We start from the raw sequence: 15,042 nt of genomic DNA on the forward strand, positions 1-15,042 counted from the left end.
TAATTAAATTTAATTGATAGTTTGTATGTCACCCGCTGATTGCATAAACAATGGTACCGGGCGTTGTGTTTCTAATTGCACAGGCTTAATGCGACGGTTTGTATATTGAGCCCAGTCGAGCGTGCGTTCTATATGGCCGCTGGTATTAACAGATAACTTACCGCTTAAACCACTATATTGATTGCCTGGCATTACGCTTAACTGCCTGATGTCATGTAATATTGATACAGCATCGTACGCCATTGCAAATAAGCGTTGGCTAATATCTACTTGCTCTGGCCATAACGAATCATACTGCTGGCGTAAGTTATGTTGTTTAATTTGCGAATCGAGCATCCACGGCAATTCAGTGAAGTATAGGCCGTCTAAGTCGCCTTTGTCAGTACTGTCAATTTGTTTACTATGACTTTTAGAGCTGGCATAAAGTGGAATACGATCTGCAAATGTACTTACGTTTACATCAAGGTAAGGTTTAATTAAGCGTGTTTCTATTGCATCACCCAAAATATAAATAACGTCAATATCACTGCGTGAGCGCGTTTCACTTTCTACTTCTTGTTTAAATAATGCTTTAATCGTTTTTATGCGCTCTTTTGATTTATCAACTTCTAACAAGCTGGTAATTGTATTAGGCATATCTTTTTTATCGTTATAAAAACCTATTTGCGGCTTGGTTTCGCTATAGCGTTGCCACTGTAAGTTAAAGTAATCAACCAAGCGTTGGCCATTTGCGTTATTTGGTGCAAGCAACATAGGTTTTTGATAGCCCTTAGTTAAAAAGTGTTCTAAGGCTTGTTGTACTTCGTGCTCAGGGTTTAGTGCAAAATAATAATGCTGAAGCGAAATTCGCTCACCATCAAAGGTGTTTAAATGTAGTACCGGAGTATCAATAAGAGTTTGTGCATTGGCAAGTTTATCAATATTTGCTTTAAGTAGAGGACCAATTACAAAGTCAGGCTTTATTTCTTCAAGTTGTGCTGCAATTTCTTCTGTACTTAAGTTTTCATCAATAAAAATAGTGTCGTTGATATTTTGCGTATCAAGTGCAGCTAATACGCCAGCTTTAAGGGCATCACCTAAACGTTCGTTAGGGCCCGATTGTGGAAATAACACAACTAAGCGCTCTATATTGATAGGAGCAAGTTCAGTAAGCATTTCATCTTGTTCAGGTAATACAGTAAAAGCCGGATGCCCAATATAGCGTCTGCGCCAATTGTTGATCGCTTGATCTAACTCTACGCCACTACTTGCATATACTTGATGATATAACGCTAGGTTAGCCCACCCTTGCTGAATAACCGAACCACGGTTAAAGCGTTCAAGCGCGTAAGAAGAAAGTTGCTTTAAGTTATCCCACAAATTTTGATTAAGTTGAGGGATTTCTATATTATTTTTTGTTGCTGTTTCAGAGGCCCTAAAAAAGTAGGGTGCAGCTTTTTTCGGAAAATTTTGCGATGCGTAAATACTGGCCGTTAAAAACTGATGCCAAGCAAAATGCTCAGGTTGAGTCAGTTGTCCGTCTAGCGACTGTAAAATAACCAAAGCTTGATCATTTTTATTCTGTTGTTTTTGTGCAAATGCAATATAAAGACGGTTCTGAATTTGATCAACACTTGCGGTTAATTCAAGCTCATTCCCAATTATCTCTAATAAAGGCCAGTTTTGCTCACTAATTGCTGCATCACGGGCGCTATACAATAACTGTATTTTATCGGCACCTTGGCGGTTTTGCGCCAATTGATAGATAGATTGCGCACTGGTTGCCTGATTTTGCAGTGCATTAGTGCGGTTACTTACGTTATCGCTGTTTTTAGTTGGTTTTTCGGTTGTGCTACACGCCGATAACCCTGACAATATAATTAATAGACTAACTAGTTTAAGTCGCACAATGATTTCCCAATACGTTAACGCGATTTGCTTATATTACTGACTGACGCAGGAGACCTCAATGTTAAATGAGGAGAATTCACAGAAAATTGGCACTCTTTACATTGTTGCCACCCCAATTGGCAATTATGACGACTTAAGTCACCGTGCCATCGCGACATTATCGCAGGTTGACTTAATAGCTGCTGAAGACACTCGCCATACTGGCAAGCTACTTAGCCACTTTGGTATTAAGGCAAAAACGTTTGCATTACATGACCACAACGAAAAGCAAAAAGCACAGCAAATTATCGATCAACTAAATCAAGGTTTAAATATTGCTTTAGTATCCGACGCTGGTACACCGCTTATTAGTGACCCAGGTTATGCCGTTGTAAACTTATGCCGCGAACAAGGCGCTAATGTTACACCCGTACCCGGTGCATGTGCTGCAATTACAGCCGTATGTTGTTCAGGCTTGCCAACCGACCGCTTTCAGTTTATTGGTTTTACGCCCGCTAAAAGTAAAGCTCGCCAAGACTTTTTTACCGAAGCAGTTAACTCGGGCATTACTAGTATAATGTACGAAAGTACGCACCGTATTATGGCAAGCCTTGATGATTTAGCGCTAGCCCTTGGCGATGAGCAACAAGTTGTATTTGCTAAAGAGCTAACTAAAACGTTTGAAACATTTTTTAACGGTAGCGTAAGCGAGCTAAAACAGTTTTTGACGGATGATCCTACTAAGCAGCGCGGCGAAATAGTGCTGATGCTTCCAGGTAAACCAAAGCAGATAGACGATGTTCCGCCAGAAGCGCGCAAAATGCTGGCACTTCTTGAAAGTGAAATGCCAATGAAAAAGGCATGTGGCGTTGTAGCCGAATACTTTGGAATGAAGAAAAACGCTTTATATAAAACAATTATTGAAGAAAAAGAGTAAATTTTACTGCGCTTGGTATTAGCCTCATGTATACTGCGCGCCGAGTCAGCCAAGATGATCGCTGCCTGTGACGAAAATGATCAGGGGGAGGAAAGTCCGGGCTCCATAGGGCAGAGTGCCAGCTAACGGCTGGGGGGCGTGAGCCCACGACAAGTGCAGCAGAGAGGAGACCGCCAATCTTCGGGTTGGTAAGGGTGAAAGGGTGCGGTAAGAGCGCACCGGGCCGCTAGTAATAGTCGGTTGCAAGGTAAACTCCACTCGGAGCAAGACCAAATAGGGTTCCTTATGGCGTGGCCCACGTTGGAACCGGGTAGGTTGCTTGAGCCATAGAGCGATTTATGGCCTAGACGAATGATTATCACTTTCTTCGGAAAGGACAAAACCCGGCTTATACGGCTGACTCACTCATTCAATAAAAAGCCCGCAGTTAATACTGCGGGCTTTTTTGTGTTTAAATTTTAGGATAAGTATTAGTTTTGAGCTGTCTGCTGTGGCACTAGGTAGAGTTTCAATAAAAAGTGATAATCGGGCGATGAGAAATCATGATGTATGAAGTCAAGATTTGACCCCAGTGGCTTTCCAGTGGCTTTGAGACCCCAGTGGCTTTTAGTGTGAATGAATTAGATGGACTACGTAGTTATCACAGCTTTAGGCATACGTTCATAAGTAATATAAGAAATAACCACTCGTTTGATCTTTCACTGATTCAGTAAATAGTTGGTCATGAACTTTCAAAGGGTGGGATAACTGATAAGTACACGCATGGCGGGGCTGGTTTACAAAGGCTGAAAAAAGTAGCTGATGCTTTTAAAATAAATATTCTTTAAAAACAGCCTATATTTGAGATACTCTTCATAAACAGCGATATTTTAATATGTTTTCTAACTTTTGACTCAGGGTTAGGGCATTTATATAGTAAAAATTTAAGGATGAATATGTGGCACCAAGCTCAAGTAAATAATGAAAGTGATGTAGAGCAAAAGATTATTTATCCTATGCTCAATAAAGCCTATCCCGTAGGTCTTGGTGTTGATGATATGTACATTAAAACTAAGGCAAATATTCGAAGGCTACAAATAGGTAAAGGACAAGAAGGGAAACTATATTTTCCTGATTACTTAGTTGTTATTGATGGTTACCCCGCTATTTGTATTGAGGCAAAAGCTCCAAAAATTGAACTTGATGAAGCATATAGGGAAGCACGTCTTTATGCGACAGAAATAAATTCATCAATCCAGTCAGGCGTTAATACTTGTCAATTTGTATTGGCAATAAATGATAAGGAGATTTGGTACGGGTACTCAGATCAAGCCGAGCCAGTAAATAAAATTAAAATCATTGATTGTGATTCAACTAGTGAATCTTTGAACGAGTTGCAAGTTTTTCTATCAATAGATAAAGTTAAAAGTCACTTGCAAAAGGAGTTAAGTAAAGTTTCAGCTTCATCTTCTTACAGTCGAGCAAAGTCATTACTAGGGGGAGCTGGAATTCAAGGTGAAGAGCTCGATAGGAATAGTTTCGGCGCAACTGTAACCTCTGCAATAGCTAATATCTTTAATCCTTTATCTTATAATGATAGAAAGTATGTCTCTCAAAATGCATACGTAAGTTCACGCCGAAAACAGCGTTATATTGAGCCCATAGATAAGTTAATTCGTGCTGCAAATCCAACTTCAATTAGTGATGCAGTTCAATTAGAGGATACTGAAAAGCCCAGTGAAATAATTTCAAAGTTGAACGATATAAAATCTTTAGACCGACAAGTTATGTTACTTATTGGTAGTGTTGGTTCAGGAAAGTCTACATTTATTGATTATCTTTTTAATAAAGCGCTAGATAAATCACTTACAGAAAAAGTAGCACCTGTAAGAATCGATATGAATAACTCCCCCCTAAGCCAAGACGAAATTTATTCCTGGCTTAGGCAGAAAGTAATTGAAGGGTGTAAAAATACGTTAAAAGAGATTGATTTTGACGATATATCCATTATCGAAAAAGTGTATGCTACAGAAATAAATAAAGCTAAAAAAGGTGATCTCTCATATTTCGATGAAGGCTCGTTAGATTGGAGAAGAGGGTTAAGGGAAGAAATTTTAAGATTAAAAGGCGATGAAATTTTAACTACCAACGCTTTCGTTAGATTTTGCTGTGCCGAGCGTGGTAGAACTCTAATTATAGTTTTAGATAATTGTGATAAAAAAGAAACCAAAGAACAGCTATTAATGTTTCAGGTAGCTCAGTGGATACAGGATTCTTTAAGGTGTCTAGTGATATTACCACTGAGGGACGAGACCTATGATAACTATAAACACTTACCCCCTTTAGATACTGCGTTGAAGGATTTAGTTTTTAGAATTGAACCTCCCTTATTACAGCAAGTATTAGTTAGCCGGGTAAAGTTATCCCTCAAAGAATTAGAGGGGGGAGCTAATGAAACTCTTTCTTATGAACTACCAAACGGGTTTCGTGTTGAGTATCCAAAATCGGATAGGGCTTATTATTTGACTGCAATTTTAAGTTCCATTTTTGAATATAATAACTTTGTAAGAAATATTATTGTTGGCCTGAGTGGTAGAAATATTAGGCGGGCTTTGGAAATATTTATAGAGCTATGCAATAGTGCGCATTTAGACTCCTCAGAAATCCTTAAAATCAGGCATTCAGAGGGTACCCATAAAATCGCATTTCATAAAATTCTAACTATATTACTTAGGATTAATAAAAGGTACTACGGAAGCGAAGGATCGTATATTAAAAATTTGTTCGATCGAAAAGACGATACTTCCCCAATAAACAGCTTCTCTAGGTTCTTAATTTTAACTTGGTTAAAGAGTAACAACCAAACTAGCCGAGGAAAATTTAAAGGTTACCATCCAATTAAAGACGTAGTAAAAGCTTTAAATGAAATAGGTATAAGTGAAGATACACTATTTGAAGAAATTCTATATTTAGTAAAGGGCAATTGTATTGTAAGCGAGGATTTTAAAACAGAAAACCTATGCTTAAGTACACTGATAAAAATCACTCCATCGGGTGAAATACATTTAGATCTAGCATCAAATATTACCTATCTTGCAACAATATCTGAAGAATCTCTCACAGAGACTCCAATAGCTGAAAAGGTGAAAAAGCGGATTATGCACTTAGATAATCAGATGTCTTATCAAAATTCTTTATTAAACGCTATAGACTTTTATGAGAGTTTAAAAAAGAACAAAGATGAACAGTTACCACCTTTTGAAGAATATATATTCGGCACTGAAAAAGTAGATTTAAACTTAAGCGAAATTGAAAAGAAAGTCGAAGCTGCAAAACACCGAGCCTCTGACGATCCTTGGTTTATGGCTGAAAAAACTTATGTGCGAGGCTCAACACACAGAGCTATTGTACAAAACAAAGTTGATTATTGTTGTTTCGTTAACTTTGAAGATGGTGCCATGAGTAGAATAAAAAATGAAGATATTGAAATTGAAATTGATAGTTTTGATGTTGGTGATATGGTCCAAGTAGAAATTTTGTGGGTTAATACTAGTCAAAGAAAAATAGGCGCAAAGGTTTTAGAGTTATTAGAAGAGGAAAAAGGTGACTTTTAAGCTGAAGTGGTCAACTAACGTTAATACATATTAACGTTAGTTGGTTATTTAATTATTGAGTCGAAAGCGCTACTCATTTTATATTGAGGTAAAAATTAAATAGTGAGTTGAGCCATCCTCAAATAATATTTTTCCCTTGTTCTGGATCGCGAGACTGCTCTGCTTGTTCGCGTATTTCATCGGTATCACTGCTTACATCATCAAGTGTTTTAGCTTGCTTAACAGTTTCATTCTTTCCGCTTTGTATTTGCGATGGTTGTTTTTGCTCTAAGCTAGAAACACTTTCATTAGGGGCTGTGAGTATAATTCTTTCTCGTGCGTCATCGGGCATGCTGATATTTTGTGTTGTAAATTCATTGACCAGCTCTCGCATAAGTTGTGAGCCTACTTTTAATGGGCTGTGCTGCTCGCTATTAACCCAAAAATACAAAACAAAGTTAATTGTTGATGAGCCTAAGTTTTTTATTAAAACCTGCGCAGGTGGGTCGCTAAGTACCGCATTTTGTTGATTGGCAATATCTAGCGCAAGAGTTTGTGCGCTGCGTATATCGTTATCGTAGCCAATACCAATTTCTACTTTGCCGCGCATTTTTGGATTGGCAGTCAGGTTTTTAATAGTATTTTTATATACAGTCGCATTGGGTATTTGAATATGATTGCCATCGTAATCAACAAGCGTGGTTGCTCTTGCGGTTACTTTTTTAACAATACCTAATCGGCCATCCACTTCAATTACATCGTCAATTTTAAAAGGTCTTTGTACGCTCAGTAATAAACTGGCAATAAAGTTCTCTGCTATGTCTCTAAAAGCAAAGCCGAGTATTAAACCTATCAACCCAGTCCCACTCATAATCGCAACAGCAAACTGAGTAAGCCCTGCTAAACGTAAAAATAAGTACACGCCAAATAAAATAATTAAAGTGCTTATACTGCGCCTTACAACTAAATGAACCAGTTTACTGTCAGTCATATAGTCAATGGGCTTTATAAGCAATCGAGAAAGTGGTCCTGAAATTAAGTAACTGAGTATTAAAAGCATTATGCCGAGTAAAAGAGTGGGTAATATTTGCGCTGTTACGTGAAGTAATTGCACGCCTTGCTCATAAAAGAAATTCCACGAAAGTGTATCAACTTTGATCACGTCAGTTATTGGTGTTGTATTATTTAGCGCTACACTGCTTTTTAGGGTACCGAGCATGGCTTATCTTCCGTGTTAGAGTCATTTATAGATAAATATTAGCAAGTTTGGTACCAAACGCTTATAACTTGGCAAATATTTTGCTGTAGTAACGTAATACAAATATTGAGGTTTAGAATGAAAGAAGCTAAACGAGGACAGCAAGCAGAGCAGCCTGCACATATCCCTTTTATAGGTTGGTGGGATATTGTTAAACGTATTTTTAAGCAAATGAGTGAAGATAACTTATCTATAGTGGCAGCCGGTGTGGCATTTTATGCGTTACTTGCTATTTTTCCAGCCATTGCGGCGATGGTATCAGTGTATGCGTACTTTTCATCCCCAACAGATATAAGTGAGCACTTAAGTAAAATAGTTACTTTGCTTCCACCAAGCACCAGTGAACTGATTTTATCTCAGGTTTCTAGCCTTGCTAAAACATCAAGTGCAAGCTTGAGCTTAAGTGCAATTGGTACGCTCATACTTACTATTTGGAGTAGTTCAAAGGGCAGCCAAGCACTTATTACTGCATGTAATATTAGTTATCGTGAATATGAAAAACGCTCATTTTTTCAGGCTCAACTAGTGCGCTTTTTATTTTCGGTAGGAGCGATTGTAGTCGCAATTTTTGCGCTATTAATTATTGGTATTTTACCTATTGTACTTAATTTAGTGGGACTAAAAGAAAGTATAGATTTATTAATTAAACTCATTTCTTGGCCATTATTGGCTTTTACCTTTAATTTTGCATTGGTACTTTTATATCGTTATGCCCCACATCGTAAACCTGCTAAATGGCGTTGGATCACAATGGGGTCGTCTATTGCTACCGTGCTGTGGATTTTAGCATCTATAGGTTTTTCATTTTATGTGTCGCGTTTTTCTAGTTACAACGAAACGTATGGCTCACTAGGTGGTGTAGTGATCATGCTGATGTGGTTGTATATCAGCGCTTATATAATCACATTAGGTGCTGTAATTAATGCAGCTACTGAGCAGCAAACAGGTAAAGATAGCACTGTAGGGCCGGCTAAAGAGCGTGGGCAGCGAGGCGCCTATGTAGCAGATCACCTCGATGTAAAAAATGAATAGCTATTAATTAGCTAAATTAGTAAGTGCAGTAATTTGCTCTTTAAATTCTTGTGCTGCAGGACCAAGCCTATCGTTGTCGTTGCACATTAAATATAAATTAAGAGTGCGGGTTGTACCTTGGTCTAAATTAAGTGCAATGAGGGTTTGATCTTCAATTAAGTGTGCAATTTGTGTTTTTGGCAGCCAAGCGTAACCTAAATTTTGACTAACCATATCAATAGAGTTGCGTAAATGGCTTACTGTCCAGCGCATATCTGCACCTAACCAGCCATCATTGTGACTGGTGTGGGTTGCTGAGTCGCGAACTACTATTTGTCTATGTAGCTTTAAATCACGAAAGTTGAGTTGTTCAGTATGTTGGTGTAATACATGGTCTTTATGCGCAACCGCTATAAACTCTATATCGCATAACGTACTGCAACTAATTCCATAGATAGGAATTGACGAAATAGCTAAATCAACCACTGAGTTATGTAATAATTCGTTTGCACCGGTTAGCACGCTTTCTACTAAATCAATTTTTAAAAGAGGGTAAAGCTCACTCGTTTTAGCAAGTGCTTGATATAAAATAGCGTGTGGAAAAACCTCATCAACAGCTATTTTTAATGTGCTTTCCACGCCTTCGCTTAGTGTACTTGCTACCGATTCTATTTTAGTCGCTTCTTCAATTAAAAACTCGGCTCTGCGTAAAATCAGCTTACCGCTATCGGTTAAAAATGCTTTACGGCCTTTTACTTCAAGCAACTTAATTTGCAAGGCGGCTTCAAGTTTTTGCACAGCATGGTGTACGGTTGACTGACTTTTATGTACAGCTGCGCTTGCGCCTGCAAACCCGCCATGATCCACAACCGCTTTAAACATTCGCCATTGCTCTAATGTTGCTTTTGCCATTTTAAAATCCTGTTACTACTTTATATCTGATTGCTTAACTTGACCGCGCAGACGCATTATTTATTGCGTAACAGTGATTTTTTGTCTATTTATTTTAACAAAGCTACTTTTTTATCAGCTAGAAGTGCCATAAAACTGCTTTTATTTAAAGGTCTTGAAAATAAATAACCTTGACCGTAATCGCATCCTGCTTCAAGTAGTAGCTGCATTTGTAATTTAGTTTCAATTCCTTCGGCGATTACTTTTAAGCCCAACTGATGCGCCATAACAATGATGGCTTCACACAATGCAAGTTCTTGGCTGCCTACTTGAATATTATCAACAAAACGTTTATCTATTTTTAAATAGTCGGTGTCCATTTCTTGTAAGTAAGCGAGCGACGAATACCCGGTACCAAAGTCATCAAGAGCAAGCTGCATACCTGATTTTACTATTTCTTTTAGGCGTCTTTGCGTAAGTGCTTCAGGGTTAACCATTAAGCCTTCAGTTATTTCTGCGACAATTGACGAAGCAGGCAGCTTTGCTGCTTTTAGCATATCGTACCATTCATCTATGCCACTCTCTGGCGTGGATAATTGCACTGGCGATACGTTTACACTTATTTGAAAAGTATCATCGGTTAGTGTTTTTATATCGTTAAGTGTTTGCAAAGCTTGGGCAAATACAAATTGACCAATTGCATTTATTTGCCTGGTTTCTTCAGCAAGTGGGATAAATGCGATAGGGCTAATTAGGCCTTTTTCGGGATGTTGCCAACGAATAAGCGCTTCAGCTTTATGAATATGTAAATCATTTAAAGCAACTATGGGCTGATAAAATAACTCAAACTGTTCAAGTTCTATGGCACTTCGTAAGTCTTTTAATAGCACCATGCGCGCGTGTGCATATTCGCGCATGTCAGCAGAGAAAAACTCAAAACAGTTACGACCATTACTTTTTGCTTTATACATAGCCTGATCGGCTGCCTTTAAAAGCTGTTCAGTATTTTCACCATCATTAGGAGCGCAAGCAATGCCTATGCTTGCACTAATAAATAACTCTTCGTTTTCAAGATGCAAAGCTGACGATAGACTAAGTAAAATATTACTCGCAATTTGATTAATATGGCGCGTACTTTTAATGTGACTAAATACAATAACAAACTCATCTCCCCCAATTCGTGCCACAAACTCAGCGTTTTTTGCCGACTGGACTATACGCTGAGATACGAGTTTTAATAAGTTATCGCCATAGTGATGGCCTAATGTGTCATTAATATCTTTAAAGTGATCAATATCTAAAAGCATGACAACCAATTGATTATCTGGAGTAACAACATTTGAAAATCGTTGATTTAATCGCTCCTTTAACTCTAAACGATTTGGTAAGTCAGTTAGGTGATCAAAATGAGCTTGTCGCCAAATGGTTTCATCAGCTTGTTTTTTTTCTGTAAGGTCTGTGAATATCGCGATACGACGAATAGGTGCGTTGTTTGTATCATAAATAGTATCGATTGTGAGCCACTCAGAATAAAGCTGCCCGTTTTTTTTACGGTTAATAACCTCGCCTTGCCAGCGGCCTGTTTGCTGTAATTCAGACCACATTTTATTGTAAAAATTCTTATCATGTTTTCCTGATGAAAGAATTGAAGAGGACCGGCCAATTACTTCTTCTTTACTATATAAAGTCGTTTTGCAAAATGCAGGATTTACATCAAATATGATACCCGTTGGATCGGTGATTGCCATGCCTTCACTACTGTTGTTATACACTAGTGAGGCAAGGTGGAGTGCTTCTTCATTTACTTTTCGTTGTGTTATATCTCGTAGTACAACAACGTATTCATTTTTACTTTGCATTGCGCTAATACGTGCTTCAAAGCTGCGTTTAGGATCTGATTTTTCGAGTGTGAATTCTAAATTACTCGAAACATCAAGTTTAGATAACTGCGATAACAAAAGCTGAACATTGCTGTGTGAAAGAATTGATGATAAATGAGGTACTACAGTGCTGTTAGGATTTACTTGAGGCTTAAACTGTCCTGTTATGTTGAGAATATCGCCATGGATGTTAATTCTAACGTAACTATCGGGCAGAGTATTAAGCAAGCTAGTAAGCTCATCATGCTTGTTTTTTAAATTAGCTTCAGCTGTTAACCGAGTTTGCGCCATTGATTTAAAACGCTGATAGAGAGTATTTAGCTCTGGATTATTGGGTTGTATTTTTTGTGAGGGCATCTCGCCCTTAGCCAATACGTTTGTTGCATTTGTTAGATTATTAATTGGGTCAATAATGCTGGTTTTAAGTAGTTTACGTGCAATTAAACACAGTATCAGCAGCGATAAAATAAACACACCAATCGCTATAAAAAAATTATTATTTATTTGCTTTAAAGCATGCGTAACAGGAAGTGCGATATGTATATTTAAGCTGTTATTACTCGGATCGCTGTAAATAACAGAGTGGTGAAGCATTCGGGCTTCACCTTCAATAGATTTTATTTTTGTTGATGCCTCATTATTAATCGAAGAATCAGTTGCTAATAAAGTCTGTGCAATATTATCGCCAAGAGCGGCCGTTGTAGGTGGATAACGCGCTAAAATTTTTCCGTTAGAATCAGCAATTGCAGCAATAGAGCCTGGCGGAAGTTCAATGTCATTAAAAGCATTGTTCCACCAGTCAAGCGCAACAACGATAACTACAACGCCCTGAATTACATTTTTTTTATTAATAATAGGTAACGCAAAATTAAGGGTGTTTTTTTGCAGACTTCGGTCGTGCTGAAAATAACCTACCGACAATTGGTTACTTTTTAAGGCGTTTTGGAAATACGCCCGATCGGCAATATTAATTGTTTTGGCTAACCCGCTTGTTGTACATATAACAATGCCATTTGGATCAATAATCCCGATATTGGCAACATGTGCGTAAATAGATCTAAATTGATTAAAATAATTAGGGCAGGTCGTTGCTAAATTTTCTTTCTTACTTTCCTCTTTAGCCAAATAACGCGCTAAACGGTCAATATCATCGACTAAGTGCTTTTGCTGTAAAATTAATTGCTTAGCAATATTTTCTACTTTTTTTTCACTTTGCTCAATAGAGTGATCGCGTTCAAGCAGCAGTGTAAAAATAATTACAGCGGTGCCCGGAATACTTAGCAATATAAGTAAACGATAAAGCTGATGTTTGAGAGAATAAGTAAAAATAACCATTCCTTAGTTTTGTATTTTGCAATAACAATTGTAGCCAAATTCACTCCAAATAACCATAGTAATTATAAGGTTGAAAATGTAACCAATGAATCATTATAGTTCTATTTTTTGGAATGTTAAGGTCGATTTAAAGACATAGTTGTTTTGTTTAATGAATGATTTAATAACCTCATAAACTTATTCTTTAGAGTGAATTAATAAATGAAAATATCAAAAATACTTACAGCTTATGCAACTCAAGATGGCGATGGTGTAAGCATTAGCCGTATACCTGGGTTTGATGGTAAATATTTAGATCCCTTTTTAATGATTGATGAACTTAAGTCAGACGACAAAAAAGATTATATGGGAGGCTTTCCTGAGCATCCGCACCGAGGTATTGAAACGTTTACTTATATTCTAAAAGGTGGCTTTGAGCATCGTGACCAAATGGGTAACAGAGAAGCAATTAAAGCAGGCGATGTGCAATGGATGAGTACAGGGCGCGGCGTCATGCACAGTGAAATGCCACTCGCGGATGCTGTTGACGGTTTGCATGGCTTTCAAATTTGGATCAACATGCCAAGCGCAGAAAAAATGCGTGATTCACGTTATCAAGATACTACTAAAAACCCAGCTCCGAGTTTTACTAACACACAAGGTGTGACGTTAAAAGCACTGGCGGGATCGTGGCAGTTTGAAAGTGAAACGCTTACAAGCGCTCTGCAGAGTTTAGCTGCCAATGCGGCGCTTGCTGATATTACATTACCTGCTGGTAAAAGCATGAATTTAGAACCTATTAGCCAACAAAAAGTAATGCTTTATATTCATAGCGGCTCACTAATAATGAGCGACAATCAAACAATACCAGCGGGTAAGTTACTTATTTTGGAACCAGGGAGTGACATTAATATTAGCTCTGAGCACGGCGCTGGTGTTTTGGTTTTAGCTGGCGATCCACTTAATCAGCCGATTGCTCATATGGGGCCGTTTGTAATGACGACTCAAGCTGAAGTACAGCAAGCAGTGCGTGATTATCAAAACGGCGAGTTTGGCAAAATTTAACGGTATTTTTAGGAGAGTTTTATGGGATTATTAGTTAACGGTCAATGGCAAGATAAATGGTACGACACTGATTCAAGTAATGGTAAGTTTGAGCGCGAGGCGGCGCAGTTACGTCACTGGATAACTGTTGATGGTAGCGCTGGAATAACGGGCGAGGCCGGTTTTAAAGCTCAAGCGAACAGGTATCATTTATATGTGTCACTTGCGTGTCCTTGGGCGCATCGAACGCTTATATTTAGAGCATTAAAAGGGTTACAAGATTTAATTACGGTGTCGGTTGTTAGTCCTGATATGCTTAATAGTGGTTGGGCTTTTGATACGCAAAACCACAGTACTGGTGATGCTTTATTTAATAGTAACTACTTACATCAAGTTTATACAAAAAATAATCCAAAGTACTCCGGGCGAGTAACCGTTCCCGTATTGTGGGATAAAAAGCTCAATAAAATTGTCAGTAATGAGTCTGCCGATATTATACGTATGTTCAATAGTGCGTTTAATGAGTTAACAGGTAATAACGATGACTACTACCCTGAGGCGCTGCAACCAAAAATTGATGAATTAAACGCGTTGATTTATCCAAGTATAAATAATGGTGTTTATCGTACAGGGTTCGCAACAACTCAGGATGCGTATGAAGAGGCATTTAATGATGTATTTAAAGCACTCGATACAGTAGAGGGGATACTGAGAAAGCAGCGTTATTTAGCCACAAATGAACTCACAGAGGCAGATTGGCGATTATTCACCACTCTCATTCGGTTTGATAGTGTGTACGTTGGTCACTTTAAATGTAATTTACGCACAATTGAAAGCTATCCTGCACTGAGCGGATACCTCAGAGAGCTATACCAGGTTAAGGGAGTAGCACAGACAGTTGATTTTTATCATATTAAGCGTCATTACTACTTTAGTCACACAATGATCAACCCAACACAAGTTGTGCCAAGTGGTCCAAGTATTGATTACTTATCTGATCACGGTAGAAATGTTTAGCGTTTAAGCAAACAGCCTAACAAGCCAGCCGTATTTTCTTACCAAGCTGGTTTCGCCTTTCCCTGCTTGTACAGCTGCGCCAGCTAAAAAGGCACTTGTTAGTCCCACTTTAGTTGCGGCAAAACGCTTTAGTCTATATTGAAACGCTGCATGATGTTGGCGTTTTAACTCACTGCGCGTATCCATTTGCTTACTCAGAGCATCAACGTTTTCATTAGGTGCTTTAATTAAGTAGTTAACCAACATATT

The 15,042-nt window shown here is 38.2% G+C and carries 10 protein-coding genes and 1 other RNA gene; 6 read left to right on the forward strand and 5 right to left on the reverse strand.

The features are described from left to right. Nucleotides 1–9: 9 nt before the first annotated feature. Nucleotides 10–1,887: a penicillin-binding protein activator gene (locus I6F45_RS02855; RefSeq protein WP_197159592.1), complete on the reverse strand. Its 1,878-nt coding sequence runs from the start codon at nucleotides 1,885–1,887 to the stop codon at nucleotides 10–12. Nucleotides 1,888–1,948: 61 nt separating this feature from the next. Here I6F45_RS02855 and rsmI point away from each other — a divergent pair, with 61 nt between their 5' ends. From rsmI to I6F45_RS02870, 3 genes are all read left to right on the forward strand, one after another. Further along, a complete protein-coding gene (gene rsmI / locus I6F45_RS02860; RefSeq protein ID WP_166419362.1) occupies nucleotides 1,949–2,806 on the forward strand; it encodes a 16S rRNA (cytidine(1402)-2'-O)-methyltransferase in 858 nt (285 codons plus the stop codon). A 42-nt stretch (nucleotides 2,807–2,848) separates the two neighbouring features. Continuing rightward, an RNA gene (rnpB, locus tag I6F45_RS02865) (RNase P RNA component class A) lies at nucleotides 2,849–3,213 on the forward strand. A 528-nt stretch (nucleotides 3,214–3,741) separates the two neighbouring features. Beyond that, nucleotides 3,742–6,399 carry a type I restriction enzyme HsdR N-terminal domain-containing protein gene (locus I6F45_RS02870; protein WP_197159593.1) on the forward strand — a complete coding sequence of 886 codons (2,658 nt, stop codon included), beginning with the start codon at nucleotides 3,742–3,744 and terminating at the stop codon, nucleotides 6,397–6,399. A gap of 118 nt (nucleotides 6,400–6,517) precedes the next feature. On the opposite strand, the gene I6F45_RS02875 is transcribed toward I6F45_RS02870, so the two are convergent. Continuing rightward, nucleotides 6,518–7,597 (reverse strand): mechanosensitive ion channel family protein, encoded by a 1,080-nt coding sequence (locus I6F45_RS02875; RefSeq protein WP_197159594.1) that lies wholly within the window; start codon nucleotides 7,595–7,597, stop codon nucleotides 6,518–6,520. A 117-nt stretch (nucleotides 7,598–7,714) separates the two neighbouring features. Between I6F45_RS02875 and I6F45_RS02880 the strand changes: the two genes are divergently transcribed. After that, nucleotides 7,715–8,668, forward strand: coding sequence for a YihY/virulence factor BrkB family protein (locus I6F45_RS02880; protein ID WP_007582878.1), 954 nt, complete (start codon nucleotides 7,715–7,717; stop codon nucleotides 8,666–8,668). A 3-nt stretch (nucleotides 8,669–8,671) separates the two neighbouring features. On the opposite strand, the gene I6F45_RS02885 is transcribed toward I6F45_RS02880, so the two are convergent. After that, the gene (locus I6F45_RS02885) at nucleotides 8,672–9,559 is read right to left on the reverse strand and encodes a LysR family transcriptional regulator (RefSeq protein WP_197159595.1); all 888 of its coding nucleotides are present in this window, start codon (nucleotides 9,557–9,559) and stop codon (nucleotides 8,672–8,674) included. An 89-nt stretch (nucleotides 9,560–9,648) separates the two neighbouring features. Continuing rightward, nucleotides 9,649–12,753 carry a bifunctional diguanylate cyclase/phosphodiesterase gene (locus I6F45_RS02890; protein ID WP_197159596.1) on the reverse strand — a complete coding sequence of 1,035 codons (3,105 nt, stop codon included), beginning with the start codon at nucleotides 12,751–12,753 and terminating at the stop codon, nucleotides 9,649–9,651. 201 nt (nucleotides 12,754–12,954) lie between these two features. On the opposite strand from I6F45_RS02890, the gene I6F45_RS02895 reads away from it, so the two are divergent. After that, the gene (locus tag I6F45_RS02895) at nucleotides 12,955–13,797 is read left to right on the forward strand and encodes a pirin family protein (RefSeq protein WP_165727684.1); all 843 of its coding nucleotides are present in this window, start codon (nucleotides 12,955–12,957) and stop codon (nucleotides 13,795–13,797) included. Nucleotides 13,798–13,818: 21 nt separating this feature from the next. Then, nucleotides 13,819–14,793, forward strand: a complete 975-nt coding sequence (locus I6F45_RS02900) for a glutathione S-transferase family protein (protein WP_166419356.1) — start codon at nucleotides 13,819–13,821, stop codon at nucleotides 14,791–14,793. 3 nt (nucleotides 14,794–14,796) lie between these two features. Here the strand turns inward: I6F45_RS02900 and I6F45_RS02905 are convergent, their stop codons facing one another. Continuing rightward, nucleotides 14,797–15,039 carry a hypothetical protein gene (locus I6F45_RS02905; protein ID WP_007582895.1) on the reverse strand — a complete coding sequence of 81 codons (243 nt, stop codon included), beginning with the start codon at nucleotides 15,037–15,039 and terminating at the stop codon, nucleotides 14,797–14,799. Between the last annotated feature and the right edge of the window lie 3 nt (nucleotides 15,040–15,042).

It is taken from the genome of Pseudoalteromonas sp. SWYJZ19 (genome assembly GCF_015864375.1).
Taxonomy (GTDB): domain Bacteria; phylum Pseudomonadota; class Gammaproteobacteria; order Enterobacterales; family Alteromonadaceae; genus Pseudoalteromonas; species Pseudoalteromonas arctica.

Bases quoted from the DNA above. Each gene is read 5' to 3' on its own strand.
- rsmI (WP_166419362.1), top strand. From the start codon at position 1,949: ATGTTAAATGAGGAGAATTCACAGAAAATTGGCACTCTTTACATTGTT.
- I6F45_RS02870 (WP_197159593.1), top strand. From the start codon at position 3,742: ATGTGGCACCAAGCTCAAGTAAATAATGAAAGTGATGTAGAGCAAAAG.
- I6F45_RS02875 (WP_197159594.1), bottom strand. From the start codon at position 7,597: ATGCTCGGTACCCTAAAAAGCAGTGTAGCGCTAAATAATACAACACCA.
- I6F45_RS02880 (WP_007582878.1), top strand. From the start codon at position 7,715: ATGAAAGAAGCTAAACGAGGACAGCAAGCAGAGCAGCCTGCACATATC.
- I6F45_RS02885 (WP_197159595.1), bottom strand. From the start codon at position 9,559: ATGGCAAAAGCAACATTAGAGCAATGGCGAATGTTTAAAGCGGTTGTG.
- I6F45_RS02890 (WP_197159596.1), bottom strand. From the start codon at position 12,753: ATGGTTATTTTTACTTATTCTCTCAAACATCAGCTTTATCGTTTACTT.
- I6F45_RS02895 (WP_165727684.1), top strand. From the start codon at position 12,955: ATGAAAATATCAAAAATACTTACAGCTTATGCAACTCAAGATGGCGAT.
- I6F45_RS02900 (WP_166419356.1), top strand. From the start codon at position 13,819: ATGGGATTATTAGTTAACGGTCAATGGCAAGATAAATGGTACGACACT.
- I6F45_RS02905 (WP_007582895.1), bottom strand. From the start codon at position 15,039: ATGTTGGTTAACTACTTAATTAAAGCACCTAATGAAAACGTTGATGCT.